Origin of the sequence: Pseudomonas sp. CFBP 8758 (genome assembly GCF_014841725.1) — a bacterium.
GTDB classification, from domain to species: Bacteria; Pseudomonadota; Gammaproteobacteria; order Pseudomonadales; family Pseudomonadaceae; genus Aquipseudomonas; species Aquipseudomonas baltica.
On record NZ_JACYUK010000005.1, the window covers coordinates 71,968 to 88,095 of the forward strand.

Below are 16,128 nucleotides of genomic sequence, written 5' to 3' on the forward strand. Positions count from 1 at the left end.
TTACAACGGTTTCACGGTGAAGAGGCCATCTTCGTGGCCTTCTTCGGAGCCGCCGTACACTTGCTCGGCGACGGTACGAATGCTGCTGCCGCGAGCGGCGAGAATCTGGTCCATGGCGCCGGCGAACCAGCCGGTGAACATGTAGTCGACCTTGCGTCCGACCTTGCCGTACACGTAGACGAAGGCGGAATGCTCCAGCTTGACGCTACAGGTGCCCTGGTCCAGGTCGATGTCCTGGATCTTGAACAGGCCCCAGCCGCGCTGCGACAGACGCTTCATGTAGTGCTCGAACACCGCGACGCCTTCCAGGCCATGGCACTCGGCTTCTTTCTCGCACCAATGCCAGGCGGATTTGTAGCCCGCCTTGTAGAGAATCTCGGCGTAGGCGTCGGCGCCCAGCACCTCTTCGATGCCCATGTGGTTGTTGACGAAGAAGTGACGCGGCACGTACAGCATGGGCAGGGCGTCGGAGGTCCAGATACCGGTTTCGCTGTCGACTTCGATGGGCAGTTGCGGGGCGATCTTGGCCATGGTGAGTGATCTCCGATAAACATGATTCGAGCAAGCAACGCACAATCGCTTTGCTCGTAGATAGACAGTTGTGTGAATGCCTTTGGAGCCGTAGCGAGCACGTCGAGAGCAAGGAAGGACCGGAGCGAAAGGCGAGACAGTACCGAGGTACGGCGAGCTTTTCGCGAGGACCTGACGCAGCTATCGGCGAGCGCAGTAGGCTCCAGAGGTATTCACTCGCCCCAGACGTCCTTGAGGACATTGACCCAGTTCTCGCCCATGATCTTGCGCACCACGCGTTCGCTGTGGCCGCGCTTGAGCAGGGTTTCGGTCAGGTTGGGGAACTCGCCCACGGTGCGGATGCCCAGCGGATTGATGATCTTGCCGAAGCTGGTCAGGCGGCGGGCGTAGCCCTTGTCGTGGGTCAGGTATTCGAAGAAGTCCTGGCCGTGGCCCTGGGTGAAGTCGGTGCCGATGCCGATGGCGTCTTCACCGACGATGTTCATGGTGTATTCGATGGCTTCGGCGTAGTCGTCGATGGTCGAATCGATACCCTTGGCCAGGAACGGCGCGAACATGGTCACGCCGACGAAGCCGCCATGGTCGGCGATGAATTTCAGCTCTTCATCGGACTTGTTGCGCGGGTGTTCTTTCAAGCCCGACGGCAGGCAATGGGAGTAGCACACCGGTTTCTTCGATTCGAGGATGACTTCTTCGCTGGTCTTGGAGCCGACGTGGGACAGGTCGCACATCACGCCCACACGGTTCATCTCGGCGACGATTTCACGGCCGAACCCGGACAGGCCGCCGTCGCGCTCGTAGCAGCCGGTACCGACCAGGTTCTGGGTGTTGTAGCACATCTGCACGATACCCACGCCCAGCTGCTTGAACACTTCCACGTAGCCGATCTGGTCTTCGTAGGCGTGGGCGTTCTGGAAGCCGAAGAGGATGCCGGTCTTGCCGGTTTCCTTGGCCTTGCGGATGTCGGCGGTGCTGCGCACGGGCATGACCAGGTCGCTGTTCTCGCGCATCAGCTTCTGGCTCTTGCAGATGCTGTCGATGGTGGCCTGGAAACCTTCCCACACCGACACCGTGCAGTTGGCCATGGTCAGACCGCCCTTGCGCATGTCCTCGAACAGTTCGCGGTTCCATTTGGCAATGATCAGCCCGTCGATGACGATGCTGTCGGCGTGCAGTTCGGCTGGGCTCATCGGGCAGTCCCCATCAGGCAAGTCAGGCGCCGAATCGTATGTCGGCGCTTCATGGGGCCAGCATATGCCTGCGCGACAGGGCGACCGGATGCAAAAACGACAGGGGAATTGCCGAAAGCGTCAACGCACGATGCAAAAGATGACCACCCCCCTTGCAGGGGAGACATGCTTGGTCGTGCCACTGCATGAAATAAACCGCCTGGCATCGCTGCGCCCCTATGCTTTCCAGCGCCCCTGAGACAGAATCAGCGGCAATTGTCCTGCTCAACGGGTTAGGTAGATCCTCATGAGATTCACGCTGCTGATGCTTGCCCTGCTGTCCTTCGCCGCCCAGGCAGAAGAGTCCGACGGCCCCACCCCGTGCGATAACGTCGAAACCGATCAGCAGAGCTACGATTGCTCGGCCTACAACCGCAAGACATCGGAAACCGAGATGAGCGAGTCGTACACCGACCTGCTCGACCGCATCAACTCCCAGTTCCCCAAAGGCTCGCCCGAACTCAAAGCGTTCACCGACAGGCTCAAGACTGCCCAGGACCTGTGGGCCAAGTCGCGCGATGCCGATTGCGACGTGTACACCGTCAATGCCGGCAAAGGCACCAAGGCCTATGACATTGCCCAGAACGATTGTCGCGCGCAGAAAAGCGACGAGCGTTCCGAATTCCTGCAATCGGTGGGCCTGGAGTGAGCGTTAAAATAGTCGGGGTCGAGATCAAGGGCAGCGAAGCGATCTTTGCCGTGGTGGAATACGACGGTTCAGCGTTGGCGCATCTTTCCACTTCCCTCAAGAAGATCGCGCTGGAAGACGATGACATCGCGGCGAACGTGCGGCAGTTTCGCGAACAGGTGGCCGCTTTCGTCGGCGACAACGGGTTGAAGATGCTCGCCATCAAGAAGCGCGGCAAGAAAGGCGAGTTCGCCGGCGGGCCGACCACCTTCAAGATCGAAGGCGTGCTGCAGCTGCTCGAAGGCTGCGAGGCAGTGCTGGTGTCGCCGCAGACCATCAGCGCCCAGGCCAAGAAGCTGGTTGAGCTGCCAGGCAGCTTGAACAAATACCAGCACGAAGCCTACAAGGCTGCCTGCGCGGTATTGCTCAAGGCGCGCTGAAACGGTCAACAGTCGTCTTTCATTCCTCCTCGTTTACCCGGCAGTCCAAGCCGATGTCGGTCGGATTGCTGGGGTCCTGCGCCACGAACGCACGCGTCTTGTGCTCGGCATCCGCCAGGCTGTCGGCCTCCACGGGCAGATCAACCAGGGTGTTGTTCCAGGCGTCGTCGGCCTGGTTGTCGATGACCCGGCAGTCGTACCACGCCGCCGCTGCCGGCCCGGCCAATGCCAGAAGAGCCACTGCCAGAATTGGCGCACCCATGACTTGCTTGCTCATTTCGATGATTCCTTTATCGCTGAATGAGCGCGCAGGTTAGCGGCCACGTGGCGTGCACGAACGGTACATATGCATTGGCTTTACCGGCCCCTTCGCGGCCACAGGCCGCTCCTACGACACGCACACATTCCATCCGTAGGAGCGGCCAGTGCCCCAGGCGGTAGAGGGATCACAGTCCTTCCGCAGGAGCGGCCAGTGGCCGCGAAGGCAGAGGGATAACAGTCTTCCGTAGGAGCGGCCAGTGGCCGCGAAGGCAGAGGGATAACAGTCTTCCGTAGGAGCGGCCAGTGGCCGCGAAGGCGTCGGCACGGCCGCTGCATGGTGAACGACCTACCCCGACTCGCGCCCGCGCCGATCTTCCCGCGGGCAGCGGGCAAAGCGCGCCCGGTAGCTGCGGGTGAAATAAGACGGCGAGTCGAAACCGCAGGCAATGCTCACCTCCAGCACGCTCATCTGGGTCTGGCGCAGCAGCTGCCGGGCTTTTTCCAGGCGCAGGCGCAAGTAGAAGTTGCTCGGGGTGTCGTTCAGATGCAGACGGAACAAGCGCTCCAGCTGGCGGCGAGTGACCTTGGCCAGGTCGGCCAGCTGCAAGGTGCTCAGCGGCGGTTCGGTGTGCTGTTCCATCTCGCCGATCACCTGCACCAGCTTTTTGTTGCTGAGGCCGTAGCGTGAAGCGATTTCCATGCGCTGGTGGTCCTTGCGCGGGCGAATGCGCCCCACCACGAACTGCTCGGACACCTGGATGGCCAGCGAGCTGCCATGGGCCTGGCCGATCAGATCGAGCATCAGATCGATGCAGGCAGTACCGCCGGCGCAGGTGATGCGCAGGCTGTCGGTCTCGAACAGCTCCTGGCTGGCGCTGAGCGCGGGGTAGGATTCGCGAAAAGCATCCAAGGCCTCCCAGTGCAGCGCCACGCGATGGCGCTCGAGCAGGCCCGCCTCGGCCAGGACGAAACTGCCGGTGTCGATACCGCCCAGGGTCACGCCCTCGCGATCCAGCCGCCGCAGCCAATCGCGCAGCGTTGCATCAAAGGCTGCCAGCGGCTCGAAGCCCGCCACCACCAACAACGTCACGCCCTTGGTCAGCGGCCCGAGTCCCCCATCGGCATTCACCGACATGCCGTTGCTGGCCAGTACCGCGCCGCCGTCCAGGCTCAGCACCTGCCACCGGTACAGCTCGCCGCGAAAGCGGTTGGCCACGCGCAGAGGCTCGATCGCCGAGATGAAACCGATTGCGGAAAATCCGGGCAGCAACAGGAAATTGAAGTCTTGGGCCATGGTGTGCTCTGTGAGTTCTGCGGGCAGCGATCCCACAGCGCGATCCTGTGGAAGCGGGGCGGGCGGCGAGCCCTCTGCCCACGAAGAGGGCCTCTGTGAAACACCACTAATACCCACCACGTCGCCACTGTGCAAGAGCCGGTCGCCGCAGTGCGTTTTTTCCGGCAATGGCCTGCGTACCTTATGCAAACGGCGCGCAGACGCCGCCCCCATAACAATTCGAACTGCCGCCTGAGGGAGCCATCATGAACAGATTGATCAGCTGCTGCCTGCTGATGCTTACCGGTACCGCGCTGTTGACCGGCACGGCCAGCGCCGCGGAACCGGCCAGTTGCAAGAACGTGCGCCTGGGCGTAGTCAACTGGACCGACGTGATCGCCACCAGCGCCATGACCCAGGTGCTGCTCGACGACCTGGGCTACAGCGTCAAACAGACCAGCGCGTCCCAGCAGATCATCTTCGCCGGTATCCGCGACCAGCGCCTGGACATGTTTCTGGGTTACTGGAACCCGTTGATGACCCAGACCATCACTCCCTTCGTGGAACAGAAGCAGGTCCGCGTGCTGGCCGAGCCCAGCTTGAAGGACGCCCGCGCCACGTTGGCCGTGCCGACCTACCTGGCCGACAAAGGCCTGAAAAGCTTCGCCGACATTGCCAAATTCAAGAAGGAACTGGGCGGCAAGATCTACGGTATCGAACCGGGGTCGGGCGCCAACACCCAGATCAAGGACATGATCGCCAAGAACCGCTTCGGCCTGGGCGACTTTCAACTGGTGGAGTCCAGTGAAGCCGGCATGCTCTCGGCGGTGACGCGCGCGGTGAAGCGCAACGAGGCCATCGTGTTCTTCGGGTGGGCACCGCACCCGATGAACGTCAATCAGGACATGACCTACCTGAGCGGCAGTGAAGATGCCCTGGGCCCGAACGAGGGCATGGCCACTGTGTGGACAGTGACCGCACCGGACTACGCCAGCCGCTGCCCGAACGTGGACAAGCTGCTAGGCAACCTGACTTTCACGGCCGCCGACGAGAGCCGAATGATGCAGCCGCTGCTGGAGCACAAGGACGCCTTCGACTCGGCACGGCAATGGCTCAAGGACCACCCTCAGGATCGCCAGCGCTGGCTGCAAGGCGTCACCACCTTCGACGGCAAACCCGCCGCTTGAACGCACCCCTGTAGCAGCGCCGCCTGTGGCAGCAGGTTCTGTGGGAGCCGGTTCTGTGGGAGCGGGTTCTACCCGCGAATGGTTCACCACGGTAGATGAACAAGACCGCGCTGCATCAGCCACACCGCAGATACCGCCAACGCGGCTCGCGCCGCTGCTACAGAACAGCGCGCCTGCCTTGTACGTCCGGGAACAACCGCGCTGCATCAGTTACACCGCAATACCGCCGACGCGGCTCGCGCCGCTGCTACAGAACACTGCGCCTGGCTTGTACGTGCGGGAACAACCGCGCTCTGCCGGACACACCGCGATCCCCTGTAGCAGCGGCGCAAGCCGCGTCCGGCGACAACCGCGTTACATCAGACACACTCCTCAAGGAACCCTGCAATGAACCACGACGTCATCATCACCTGCGCTTTGACCGGTGCTGGCGACACCACCGCGAAAAGCCCGCATGTTCCGGTCACGCCGAAACAGATCGCCGCCGCCGCCGTAGAGGCAGCCAAGGCGGGCGCCACGGTCGTGCACTGCCATGTCCGCGACCCACAGACCGGCCGCTTCAGCCGCGACGTGGCGCTGTACCGGGAAGTCATGGAGCGCATTCGCGAGGCCGACATCGACATCATCGTCAACCTCACCGCCGGCATGGGTGGCGACCTCGAGATCGGCCCTGGGGAAACGCCGATGGCGTTCGGCCCCGGCACCGACCTGATCGGCCCGCTGGCGCGCCTGGCTCACGTCGAAGCGTTGCTGCCGGAGATCTGCACCCTGGATTGCGGCACCCTCAATTTCGGCGACGGCAACAGCATCTACGTCTCCACCCCCGCACAATTGCGTGCCGGTGCCAAACGCATCACCGAGCTGGGCGTGAAGGCCGAGCTGGAAATCTTCGACACCGGCCACCTGTGGTTCGCCAAGCAGATGATCAAGGAAGGCTTGCTGCACGATCCGCTGTTCCAGTTGTGCCTGGGCATTCCATGGGGTGCGCCGGCCGATACCACCACCATGAAGGCCATGGTCGACAACTTGCCGGCAGACGCGGTGTGGGCCGGCTTCGGCATCGGTCGCATGCAGATGCCCATGGCCGCGCAGGCGGTGCTGCTGGGCGGCAACGTACGGGTCGGGCTGGAAGACAACATCTGGCTGGAGAAAGGCGTGCTGGCCACCAACGGTCAATTGGTCGAACGCGCCGGCGAGATCCTTACCCGACTGGGCGCCCGGGTGCTGACACCGGCCGAAGGGCGGAAAAAGATGAACCTCGTCAGCCGCTGATTTTTTTGGTGCTCTCCAGGCCTCTTCGCGGGTAGCAGCTTCGCCGCCCGCCCCGCTCCCACAAAGATCCCATGTGGGAGCGGGCTCTGCCCGCGAAGAGGCCCGCATCCCCCACACACCTCTCCAGGAATGACCCATGACTTTCATCACCCACATAAAAACCTTCGCCGCCCTGGGCAGCGGTGTCATCGGCAGCGGCTGGGTCGCCCGCGCCCTGGCCCATGGCCTAGACGTAGTGGCCTGGGACCCTGCGCCCGGCGCCGAAGCCGCCTTGCGCCAACGCGTCGCCAACGCCTGGCCGGCCCTGGTCAAACAGGGCCTGGCGGCGGGTGCAGCGCAGTCGCGGCTGCGCTTTGTGGCCACCGTCGAGGACTGCGTGCGCGACGCCGACTTCATCCAGGAAAGCGCGCCAGAACGGCTGGAACTGAAACTGGACCTGCACGCCCGAATCAGCGCCGCCGCCAAGCCCGACGCCTTGATTGGTTCCAGCACGTCAGGGCTGCTGCCCAGCGAATTCTATGAAGGCGCCACACACCCGGAGCGCTGCGTGGTCGGCCATCCGTTCAACCCGGTTTACCTGCTGCCGCTGGTGGAAGTGGTCGGCGGCCGACACACCGCACCCGAGGCGATCCAGGCGGCCATCGCCGTGTACGAAAGCTTGGGCATGCGCCCGTTGCATGTGCGCAAGGAGGTGCCTGGTTTCATCGCCGACCGCCTGCTCGAGGCGCTGTGGCGCGAAGCCTTGCACCTGGTCAACGACGGTGTGGCTACCACGGGCGAGATCGACGACGCCATTCGCTTTGGCGCCGGTTTGCGCTGGTCGTTCATGGGCACGTTTCTGACCTACACCCTGGCGGGCGGCGACGCCGGCATGCGGCACTTCATGAACCAGTTCGGCCCGGCGCTGAAGCTGCCCTGGACCTACCTGCCGGCGCCGGAGCTGACCGACTCGCTGATCGACGAGGTGGTTGCGGGTACCTCGGCGCAGCTGGGCGAACACAGCATCGGCGCCCTGGAGCGCTATCGCGATGATTGCCTGCTGGCGGTGCTGGACGCAGTACGGGTGACCAAGGCCCGGCACGGCATGAGCTTCGCCGAATGATCACCTACCAGACGCCGGTGCTCGCGGAGTGGGTGGACTACAACGGGCATCTGCGCGATGCGTTCTATCTGCTGATCTTCAGCTACGCCACCGATGCGTTCATGCTGCGGATCGGAGTGGATCCGCAGCGTGACGGGCGCTCGCTGTTCACGCTGGAATGTCACCTCAACTATCTGCATGAAGTGAAACAAGGGGCGCAGGTTCAGGTGCGTACGCGGGTGCTGGCCCATGACCACAAACGGGTGCAGGTGTACCACACGCTGCACCTGCAAGGCGCGGACGAGGTGCTGGCCGCCAGCGAGCAGATGCTCTTGCATGTGGATCTGAAGGGGCCGAAGTCGGCGCTGTTCGGGGTGCCTTCATTGGCCGTGCTGGCCGAGGCTTTCGAGGCGCAGCGACAACAGCCCGAGGCGGAGTACGCAGGGCGACGGATTGCGTTGCCTGGCTGAATACCACATCGCGCCCTTCGCGGCCACGGACCGCTCCTACGGGGTTTCTGGTGCCTCGTAGGAGCGGTCATCGGCCGTGAAAGCCGCACTGCGGTCTGCCTGATACATCGCATCGCGCCCTTCGCGGCCACAGACCGCTCCTACGGGGTTTGAGGTGCCTCGTAGGAGCGGTCATCGGCCGCGAAAGCCGCACTGCGCTCTGCCTGATACATCGCATCGCGCCCCTTCGCGGCCACAGACCGCTCCTACGGGGTTTCTGGCGCCTCGTAGGAGCGGTCATCGGCCGCGAAAGCCGCACTGCGGTCTGCCTGATACATCGCATNGCCCTTCCAGCCCGACTTTGCCCTCTTCGAACAAGCGCAACCATTGCCGCCGCACGCGCATCACCCGCTCGTCATCGCGCAGCGGCAGGTGCTTGAGGGTGTACTCGGCCCGCGCCCGCACCGCTTCGGGCACCTGGTCGGTCAACACCAGTTGCAGCGACGGCAGCAACACCTCGAACCAGCCCTCGCGCACCTCGAACGGATCGAGAAAATCCTCGGCTTTCTTGCTGCCCTTGGCGCTGTTCATCCAGGCGTCGACATAACGGTAGTTGCTCCACTCATAGGCCATGCCACGGTCCTGGTCACAGCTGATGAAATGTTCCACGGTGCCGCTGGGAATGTACATGGCGCCGAACGCGCAGCGGTTGGTGAAGCCCTCGCCCAGTTCCGGGCGAAATGGCGACCAGTAGTCGCGTGGCCTGGCAGCGTCGGGATTGTCCTGCAACCAGGCATTGCCGCGTTGGCGGCAGCGCTCGTCGAAGCCGTGAGGTTCGGGCAGCGGATTGACGAGCTCGATCATGCCCCTGCTCCAGACTTGGTCACGACCCAGGCGGGCCAGAAATGATCACCGGTGGGCAGTGTGCGCAGCAGCTGCGACTCGATCGCTGCCTCACTGTCCAGCCCCTTTGGCAGCCCTGACCGCTCGCCACGCATCCAGGCCTCAGCGGCGCCGATCGCCGCTTCCGCTTCCACCGAGCGCGCCTGGCGCAGGCCAAAGCTCTCGGACACCAGCCAGTTCACGACATCGCCCTGGGGCGCCCAGACGTGTCGGTGCAGCTGTACTTCACCGGCCAGCACGCCCAAGGTGAAGAGAGCATCGCGCGCTTCGACGAACTGCGTCTCCATGGAGGCCAGCACCAGCGGCGAGTGCGTGGCTACGATCATCTGCACCGCCAGGCGTTGACGGGTCAGCGCCCCGACCACGGCCATCAGCGCCGGGACGATACGGCGCTGCCACTGAGCGTGCAGATGGCATTCGACCTCATCCACCAGGAACACCAGTTCATCGCTCGGCCGCACACCGGCCAGGCGGCAGGCGCGGCGGTGGCCTTCCCAGGTCCAGACCAGCATGTAGGCCAGGGCCACCACGCGGCGGATGGCACTGGAGGTTTCGGGCAGGGGCACCTGCCCCTGGGGCCGCTGCAAGGTCGGGTACTGGGTTTCATCCAGCAGGCCGATGTGACACGGGCGACCGGGCAGCAACAGCTCCTCGCGCGAGGGCGACAGGGCATGCAGTACTTGCTTCAAGGCGGCGAACGCCTTGCAGCCATGATTGCGCTGCCAACGCACCCAGTCGCTGATCAAACCGTTGCACAAGCGACCCTGGCCAGCCATCGAGGCGCCCTGCCACAACTGGGTTTCATCGAAGTGATAGGCTGCCAGCTCGCCCGCGTTGCGCAGCGGATCCCAGACGCTGAAGGTGCCGTTGGCGTGGGCATACACCACCAGCGAACGGCTCGGCGTGCTGTCGCCCAGCGCCGCCCAGCGGCCTTGCTGCCAGGCCCACTGCCCGGCGCTGCGGTGCGCACCCGTGAACCGATAGTCGATCACCGGCAATGCCGTCTGGTCGCGCGCCTTGATGGGTTTGCCCGCAGCCCAGGTACGGGTCAGCACCCACCAGGCGGCATCGAGCACGAAGCTCTTGCCCAGGCCGTTGTCACCGGTGATGAAGTTCAGCCGTGGCGCCAGCCCGATGGGCCCCAGCGCGGGAGAAGGGCCGACGCCCTTGAAGGAGAGAAAGTCGAGCATGTCCATTGCCGTCCATAGGAAGTGAACGGCAAGGGTATTCAGGGTTGCGTCGCACGGTGCCATACCCCGGTGCTACAAGGGCCGAACGCAGGCATGCGAAAAACGACCTGCCTGTGTGCAATCCGGCCATGGCGACCGTCGACGCTTGCCGAGCGCGTGCAGGGCTACCAGAATCGGCACACCGTCACGCCATTTGAAGAAGGATCAGCATCATGATGCATGCAGACTTGATTGATCAGGATGACCTGCTGGGCCAGCTACGCGCGCTGGGTTTCGACATGCCAGCCGGCGCCACGGCCGAGCAGGCCTGTGAATGCGCAGTGCGCGGCCTGGACAGCGGACGGGCCCAGGCCCTGCGCAAGATGGTGGAACAGATGCTGATGGGCAGCGCGACCATCCTGCCGGCAGTGCGCCAGGCGATCGACCGGACCTTGCTCCCAGCGTTGGCCCAGCATTCGAAACGGGCCTGAATTTCAGCGGCGGCCCTTTCGCGGCCGCTGACCGCTCCTACGGAAGGTCGCGATGCCTGAACTACCGTAGGAGCGGTCAGTGGCCGCGAAGGGTGCGCCGCAGTATCAGATCCTTACACTGGCAAAGGTCGATTCGTTGCGCGCCTGGCTCAATGCCGACAACGGACCTGCCAGCACCATGGCCTGCGGAATCGGCAACATCGCCACCTGCTGGGTGGTATTGGAACCAACCCGCTCGTCGCGCGGCGGAATGCCGAAATACTCGCGGTAGCACTTGGAGAAATGCGGCGTGGAAACGAAGCCGCACACCGACGCCACTTCGATGATCGACATGGGCGTCTGCTTGAGCAGCTGCCGCGCCCGAATCAGGCGCAACTTGAGGTAATAGCGCGACGGCGAACAATGCAGGTACTTCTGGAACAACCTTTCCAGCTGGCGCCGTGACACCGCCACGTACACCGCCAGTTCGTCCAGATCGATCGGCTCTTCCAGGTTGGCTTCCATCAGCGCGACGATTTCCTGCAGCTTCGGCTGGTTGGTGCCCAGCATGTGCTTGAGGGGCACGCGCTGATGATCCTGCTCGTTGCGAATGCGCTCGTAGACGAACATCTCGGAGATCGCCGCCGACAGCTCGCGGCCATGATCGCGGCTGATCAGGTGCAGCATCATGTCCAGCGGCGCGGTACCGCCCGAACTGGTAAAGCGATTGCGGTCGAGGGTGAACAGCCGTGTGCTCATGGCCACCCGAGGAAAGGCCTCCTGCATCGAGGCCAGGCATTCCCAGTGCACGCTGCATTCGAAGCCATCCAGCAGACCGGCGCAGGCCAGTGCCCAGCTACCGGTACAGACCGCACCCAGGCGCTTGGACTGCCGCGCCTGGCTCTGCAACCAGCTGACGTGGTCACGGCCCACGGCACGCTGGATACCGACACCGCCACAGACGATGACCGCGTCCAGCGGCGCAGCCTTGTGCATGGCCGCATCCGGGGTGATCTGCAGTCCGTCACTGGCCCATACCTGGCCACCGTCGGCGCTGAGGGTGGTCCACCGATACAGCTCGCGCCCAGACAACTGGTTGGCCATGCGCAGCGGTTCGACCGCCGAGGCCAGGGAGATGAGCGTGAAGTTGTCGAGCAACAGGAAGCCGATGGACTGAGGGCTGCGAGTCTGCGGTTGAGCGCCGGGGGTGAAGGACGTCATTGCGGTATCTCCTTACGCGAAGCGGATGGTGGCCTCAGGCAGGCTCTTGTTATTACCCTCTGTTTGACAGGGGCTTTGCTTTGCTACGCAAACGCCATGCCGACAATTGGTCGGGAACTCCATGGCGCCTGAAAACGACGTCGCGCAGGGCTATGCAGAGCCGTGCGCAGGGTCTTCGTCGGCGGCGTTGGATTCTTGCCAAAAGCATAGCCGCCGTGGGGTCTGAGCAATTCGGTAGCAGCCGTTGGGGCATTGCGCCGCCAAGTGTCACCGCAAGCACGTTGCCCGCTATCGCCGAGCCCTGCACGCGTGTGTCGATGGATTCCAGGCACCGCGCGCGAAAATGAGGCGTGGCGGTCACGCCTGCACGCTCGTGTGGCAACCTCATAGAGGTGGATGTACGTCGATGTCGCGGGTAAGGTCGCTGCTGCAAGCCCCATGAGCTGTAAGCGACGTCACCGACACTGGATACGACTCTGTCCGCACTGGATACGACGCACCCTGTAGGCGGTTGATTTGCGCTGGTACATGATCACTCACGGCTCATCGCTGGCACCGTGTCGGCGCACCCGCCGCATGCGCGGCGATCGAGCATCCAGACAAGCGTGGCGCGCCGTCAGGCCCACGCCGAGAAAAACCGGGAGCACACCATGAAAGGTCCATCATCGATTCTGCTGGCTACTCTGCTGGGCCTGCCTGCACTGGCTCAAGCAGCGGAACCGGCGCGATGCGCCACTGTGAATTTCTCCGATGTCGGCTGGACCGACATCACCGTTACCACCGCGGTTACCAGTGCGGTGCTGCAGTCACTGGGCTACAAGACCAAGACCACCATGATTTCCGTGCCGGTGACCTACAAGTCCCTGGCCGATGGCAAGAACATGGACGTCTTCCTCGGCAACTGGATGCCGACCATGGAAAACGACATCAAGCCCTACCGCGACGCCGGCACCGTGGAAACGGTACGGGCCAACCTGGAAAACGCCAAGTACACCCTGGCCGTGCCTCAGGGACTGTACGACAAGGGCCTCAAGGATTTCGCCGACATCGTCAAGTTCAAGAAGGAACTGGACGGCAAGATCTACGGCATCGAGCCGGGCAACGACGGCAATCGCCTGATCCAGAGCATGATCGACAAGAACGCGTTCGGCCTCAAGGACGCCGGCTTCAAGGTGGTCGAATCCAGCGAGGCCGGCATGCTGTCGCAGGTCGACCGTGCTCAGCGGCGCAACACCGACGTGGTGTTCCTGGGCTGGGAACCGCACCCGATGAACACCCGCTTCAAGGTGCAGTACCTGACCGGCGGCGATGACTTCTTCGGCCCCAACTTCGGCCAGGCCACCATCTACACCAACACCCGCAAGGGCTACACCCAAGAATGCAGCAACGTTGGCCAGTTGCTGAAAAACCTGCAGTTCAGCCTGGCCATGGAGAGCACGCTGATGGGCAATGTCCTGGACGACAAGCAGAAACCCGACGCGGCCGCACGGGCCTGGCTGAAAAACAACCCACAGGTGCTCGATACCTGGCTGGCTGGCGTCACCACCATTGATGGCAAGCCGGGTCTTGAAGCCGTCAAGGCCAAGCTCGCGCAATAACGCAGGCAAGCGGGCCGGCGGTTGCCGGCCTCACCGGCCGGCACTTTGTTCCCTCGCATGCGGACACTCACTACCATGCTGACAGACCACAAGATCCCCCTGGGCGAGTACATCGCGGCGTTCGTCGATTGGCTCACTCAACACGGGGCCTCGACGTTCGATGCCATCGCATCCACGCTCGAAGCGATCATTCATGGTTTCACCGCCGGCCTCACCTGGTTCAACCCCTACGTACTCACCGCACTGATCGCCGCGCTGGCGCACTTCATCCAACGCAAATGGGGACTCACGCTGTTCGTGGCGCTGTCGTTCCTGCTGATCCTCAATCTGGGGTACTGGCAGGAAACCATGGAGACCCTGGCGCAGGTGCTGTTCGCCACCCTGGTCTGCGTGATCATCGGCGTGCCGCTGGGCATCGTGGCCGCGCACAAACCCATGTTCTACACGATGATGCGCCCGGTCCTCGACCTGATGCAGACGGTACCGACCTTCGTCTACCTGATTCCCACGCTCACCCTGTTCGGGCTGGGCGTCGTGCCAGGCCTGATTTCCACGGTGGTGTTCGCCATCGCCGCGCCGATTCGCCTCACCTACCTGGGCATCCGCGACGTGCCGCAAGAGCTGATGGACGCCGGCAAGGCCTTCGGCTGCTCGCGACGCCAACTGCTGTCGCGCATCGAACTGCCGCACGCCATGCCGAGCATCGCCGCCGGTATCACTCAATGCATCATGCTGTCGCTGTCGATGGTGGTGATCGCCGCCCTGGTAGGCGCCGATGGCCTGGGCAAGCCGGTGGTCAACGCGCTGAACACCGCCGACATCGCCCTGGGCTTCGAAGCCGGTCTGGCCATCGTATTGCTGGCGATCATGCTGGACCGAATCTGCAAACAACCTGACGTGAAGATAGGGGGTGATGCATGAGCATTATTCGATTCGACAACGTCGATGTGATCTTCGCCAAGGATCCACGCGAAGCGCTGAAGCTGCTCGACCAGGGCCTGACCCGCAACGAGATCCTGAAAAAGACCGGGCAGATCGTGGGCGTGGAAAAAGCCAGCCTGGACGTCAACAAGGGCGAGATCTGCGTGTTGATGGGGCTGTCCGGGTCGGGCAAGTCAAGCCTGCTGCGCTGCATCAACGGGTTGAACACCGTGAGCCGCGGCAAGCTGTTCGTCGAGCATGAAGATCGCCAGATCGACATCGCCGCCTGCACACCTGCGGAACTGAAGATGATGCGCACCCAGCGCATCGCCATGGTGTTCCAGAAGTTCGCCCTGATGCCCTGGCTGACGGTGCGCGAGAACATCAGCTTTGGCCTGGAGATGCAGGGCCGTCCGGAAAAGGAACGGCGCAAGCTGGTCGACGAGAAGCTGGAGCTGGTGGGGCTGACCCAGTGGCGCAACAAGAAACCCGATGAGCTGTCCGGTGGCATGCAGCAGCGTGTGGGCCTGGCTCGGGCGCTGGCCATGGATGCCGACATCCTGCTGATGGACGAACCCTTTTCGGCGCTCGATCCATTGATCCGCCAAGGCCTGCAGGACGAGCTGCTGGAGCTGCAACGCAAGTTGAACAAGACCATCGTGTTCGTCAGCCATGACCTGGACGAGGCGCTCAAACTGGGCAGCCGTATCGCCATCATGAAAGACGGGCGGATCATTCAGTACAGCGTGCCCGAGGACATCGTGCTCAACCCGGCCGACGACTACGTGCGGACCTTCGTGGCTCACACCAATCCACTCAATGTGCTGTGCGGGCGCAGCCTGATGCGCACGCTGGACAAGTGCACGCGCGTCAATGGTTCGGTGTGCCTGGACCCAGGCGTGGATTCATGGCTGAACCTGGGCGCCGGCAACTCGCTGACCAGCGCACGTCAGGGCGATGCCGTGCTCGACCTGCAAGGCTGGGCACCGGGGCAAGCCATGGAAGGCCTGGGGCGGCGCCCGACGTTGGTCCATGCCGACATCGGCATGCGCGACGCCTTGCAGATCCGCTACCAGACCGGGCACAAACTGGTGCTGCAGGACAGCGACAAGCAGGTGGTAGGCATTCTCGGAGACACCGAGCTGTACCACGCCCTGCTGGGCAAGAACCTGGGCTGAGCTTCCCTCCGCTGGCCACACCCTGTGGGCGCCATCCCCTGTAGGAGCGGTCAGCGGCCGCGAAGGCCTCGCCGCATTCCCCCTGATCCACCGCGCCGTCCTTTTCGCGGCCACCGACCGCTCCTACACGACTGTTCGATTCCCTGTAGGAGCGGTCAGCGGCCGCGAAGGCCTCGCCGCATCCCCCCTGATCCACCGCGCCGCCCTTTTCGCGGCCACGGACCGCTCCTACACGACTGTACGATTCCCTGTAGGAGCGGTCAGCGGCCGCGAAGGCCTTGCCGCATTCCCCCTGATCCACCGCGCCGTCCTTTTCG

The 16,128-nt window shown here is 63.5% G+C and carries 16 protein-coding genes; 10 read left to right on the forward strand and 6 right to left on the reverse strand.

What is annotated here, in order from left to right; translation table 11 throughout:
- Entirely contained in the window at positions 1-531 is a 531-nt protein-coding gene (locus IFT75_RS12100) for a DUF5943 domain-containing protein (RefSeq protein WP_122479786.1), read from the reverse strand.
- 212 nt (positions 532-743) lie between these two features.
- On the reverse strand, positions 744-1,721 hold the full coding sequence (locus IFT75_RS12105; RefSeq protein ID WP_122479787.1) for a dipeptidase: 978 nt from the start codon (positions 1,719-1,721) through the stop codon (positions 744-746).
- A 286-nt stretch (positions 1,722-2,007) separates the two neighbouring features.
- Here IFT75_RS12105 and IFT75_RS12110 point away from each other — a divergent pair, with 286 nt between their 5' ends.
- Positions 2,008-2,409, forward strand: coding sequence for a lysozyme inhibitor LprI family protein (locus tag IFT75_RS12110; protein ID WP_122479788.1), 402 nt, complete (start codon positions 2,008-2,010; stop codon positions 2,407-2,409).
- A complete protein-coding gene (locus tag IFT75_RS12115) occupies positions 2,406-2,828 on the forward strand; it encodes a DUF3010 family protein (RefSeq protein WP_192054988.1) in 423 nt (140 codons plus the stop codon). Before IFT75_RS12110 ends, IFT75_RS12115 begins: the two co-directional genes overlap by 4 nt.
- 19 nt (positions 2,829-2,847) lie before the next feature.
- Here the strand turns inward: IFT75_RS12115 and IFT75_RS12120 are convergent, their stop codons facing one another.
- Both IFT75_RS12120 and IFT75_RS12125 read right to left on the reverse strand, forming a co-directional pair.
- Positions 2,848-3,105, reverse strand: coding sequence for a hypothetical protein (locus IFT75_RS12120; RefSeq protein WP_122479790.1), 258 nt, complete (start codon positions 3,103-3,105; stop codon positions 2,848-2,850).
- A gap of 330 nt (positions 3,106-3,435) precedes the next feature.
- Entirely contained in the window at positions 3,436-4,383 is a 948-nt protein-coding gene (locus IFT75_RS12125) for a GlxA family transcriptional regulator (RefSeq protein WP_192054989.1), read from the reverse strand.
- Between the two features lie 245 nt (positions 4,384-4,628).
- On the opposite strand from IFT75_RS12125, the gene choX reads away from it, so the two are divergent.
- From choX to IFT75_RS12145, 4 genes are all read left to right on the forward strand, one after another.
- Complete coding sequence (choX, locus tag IFT75_RS12130; protein ID WP_185794763.1) at positions 4,629-5,549, forward strand: choline ABC transporter substrate-binding protein; 921 nt, start codon at positions 4,629-4,631, stop codon at positions 5,547-5,549.
- A 387-nt stretch (positions 5,550-5,936) separates the two neighbouring features.
- Positions 5,937-6,821: a 3-keto-5-aminohexanoate cleavage protein gene (locus IFT75_RS12135; protein WP_122796258.1), complete on the forward strand. Its 885-nt coding sequence runs from the start codon at positions 5,937-5,939 to the stop codon at positions 6,819-6,821.
- A 136-nt stretch (positions 6,822-6,957) separates the two neighbouring features.
- Entirely contained in the window at positions 6,958-7,923 is a 966-nt protein-coding gene (locus tag IFT75_RS12140) for an L-carnitine dehydrogenase (protein ID WP_122715894.1), read from the forward strand.
- Positions 7,920-8,372: a thioesterase family protein gene (locus tag IFT75_RS12145; RefSeq protein ID WP_185794761.1), complete on the forward strand. Its 453-nt coding sequence runs from the start codon at positions 7,920-7,922 to the stop codon at positions 8,370-8,372. Before IFT75_RS12140 ends, IFT75_RS12145 begins: the two co-directional genes overlap by 4 nt.
- An 839-nt stretch (positions 8,373-9,211) precedes the next feature.
- On the opposite strand, the gene IFT75_RS12155 is transcribed toward IFT75_RS12145, so the two are convergent.
- Positions 9,212-10,444 carry an AAA family ATPase gene (locus IFT75_RS12155; RefSeq protein WP_192054993.1) on the reverse strand — a complete coding sequence of 411 codons (1,233 nt, stop codon included), beginning with the start codon at positions 10,442-10,444 and terminating at the stop codon, positions 9,212-9,214.
- 212 nt (positions 10,445-10,656) lie between these two features.
- On the opposite strand from IFT75_RS12155, the gene IFT75_RS12160 reads away from it, so the two are divergent.
- Positions 10,657-10,914, forward strand: coding sequence for a hypothetical protein (locus IFT75_RS12160; protein WP_185794758.1), 258 nt, complete (start codon positions 10,657-10,659; stop codon positions 10,912-10,914).
- Positions 10,915-11,019: 105 nt separating this feature from the next.
- On the opposite strand, the gene gbdR is transcribed toward IFT75_RS12160, so the two are convergent.
- Complete coding sequence (gene gbdR / locus IFT75_RS12165) at positions 11,020-12,114, reverse strand: choline metabolism transcriptional regulator GbdR (protein WP_122479798.1); 1,095 nt, start codon at positions 12,112-12,114, stop codon at positions 11,020-11,022.
- Between the two features lie 650 nt (positions 12,115-12,764).
- Here gbdR and IFT75_RS12170 point away from each other — a divergent pair.
- From IFT75_RS12170 to choV, 3 genes are all read left to right on the forward strand, one after another.
- A complete protein-coding gene (locus tag IFT75_RS12170; RefSeq protein WP_122479799.1) occupies positions 12,765-13,712 on the forward strand; it encodes a choline ABC transporter substrate-binding protein in 948 nt (315 codons plus the stop codon).
- A gap of 75 nt (positions 13,713-13,787) precedes the next feature.
- Entirely contained in the window at positions 13,788-14,633 is an 846-nt protein-coding gene (gene choW, locus IFT75_RS12175) for a choline ABC transporter permease subunit (protein WP_043192362.1), read from the forward strand.
- Complete coding sequence (choV, locus tag IFT75_RS12180) at positions 14,630-15,811, forward strand: choline ABC transporter ATP-binding protein (RefSeq protein ID WP_122715900.1); 1,182 nt, start codon at positions 14,630-14,632, stop codon at positions 15,809-15,811. The genes choW and choV overlap by 4 nt, the downstream gene beginning before the upstream one ends.
- Positions 15,812-16,128 lie beyond the last annotated feature (317 nt).

What these genes read in the sequence shown, in the direction of transcription:
- IFT75_RS12100 (WP_122479786.1), bottom strand. Translation starts at nt 531, where the DNA reads ATGGCCAAGATCGCCCCGCAACTGCCCATCGAAGTCGACAGCGAAACC.
- IFT75_RS12105 (WP_122479787.1), bottom strand. Translation starts at nt 1,721, where the DNA reads ATGAGCCCAGCCGAACTGCACGCCGACAGCATCGTCATCGACGGGCTG.
- IFT75_RS12110 (WP_122479788.1), top strand. Translation starts at nt 2,008, where the DNA reads ATGAGATTCACGCTGCTGATGCTTGCCCTGCTGTCCTTCGCCGCCCAG.
- IFT75_RS12120 (WP_122479790.1), bottom strand. Translation starts at nt 3,105, where the DNA reads ATGAGCAAGCAAGTCATGGGTGCGCCAATTCTGGCAGTGGCTCTTCTG.
- IFT75_RS12125 (WP_192054989.1), bottom strand. Translation starts at nt 4,383, where the DNA reads ATGGCCCAAGACTTCAATTTCCTGTTGCTGCCCGGATTTTCCGCAATC.
- choX (WP_185794763.1), top strand. Translation starts at nt 4,629, where the DNA reads ATGAACAGATTGATCAGCTGCTGCCTGCTGATGCTTACCGGTACCGCG.
- IFT75_RS12135 (WP_122796258.1), top strand. Translation starts at nt 5,937, where the DNA reads ATGAACCACGACGTCATCATCACCTGCGCTTTGACCGGTGCTGGCGAC.
- IFT75_RS12140 (WP_122715894.1), top strand. Translation starts at nt 6,958, where the DNA reads ATGACTTTCATCACCCACATAAAAACCTTCGCCGCCCTGGGCAGCGGT.
- IFT75_RS12145 (WP_185794761.1), top strand. Translation starts at nt 7,920, where the DNA reads ATGATCACCTACCAGACGCCGGTGCTCGCGGAGTGGGTGGACTACAAC.
- IFT75_RS12155 (WP_192054993.1), bottom strand. Translation starts at nt 10,444, where the DNA reads ATGCTCGACTTTCTCTCCTTCAAGGGCGTCGGCCCTTCTCCCGCGCTG.
- IFT75_RS12160 (WP_185794758.1), top strand. Translation starts at nt 10,657, where the DNA reads ATGATGCATGCAGACTTGATTGATCAGGATGACCTGCTGGGCCAGCTA.
- gbdR (WP_122479798.1), bottom strand. Translation starts at nt 12,114, where the DNA reads ATGACGTCCTTCACCCCCGGCGCTCAACCGCAGACTCGCAGCCCTCAG.
- IFT75_RS12170 (WP_122479799.1), top strand. Translation starts at nt 12,765, where the DNA reads ATGAAAGGTCCATCATCGATTCTGCTGGCTACTCTGCTGGGCCTGCCT.
- choW (WP_043192362.1), top strand. Translation starts at nt 13,788, where the DNA reads ATGCTGACAGACCACAAGATCCCCCTGGGCGAGTACATCGCGGCGTTC.
- choV (WP_122715900.1), top strand. Translation starts at nt 14,630, where the DNA reads ATGAGCATTATTCGATTCGACAACGTCGATGTGATCTTCGCCAAGGAT.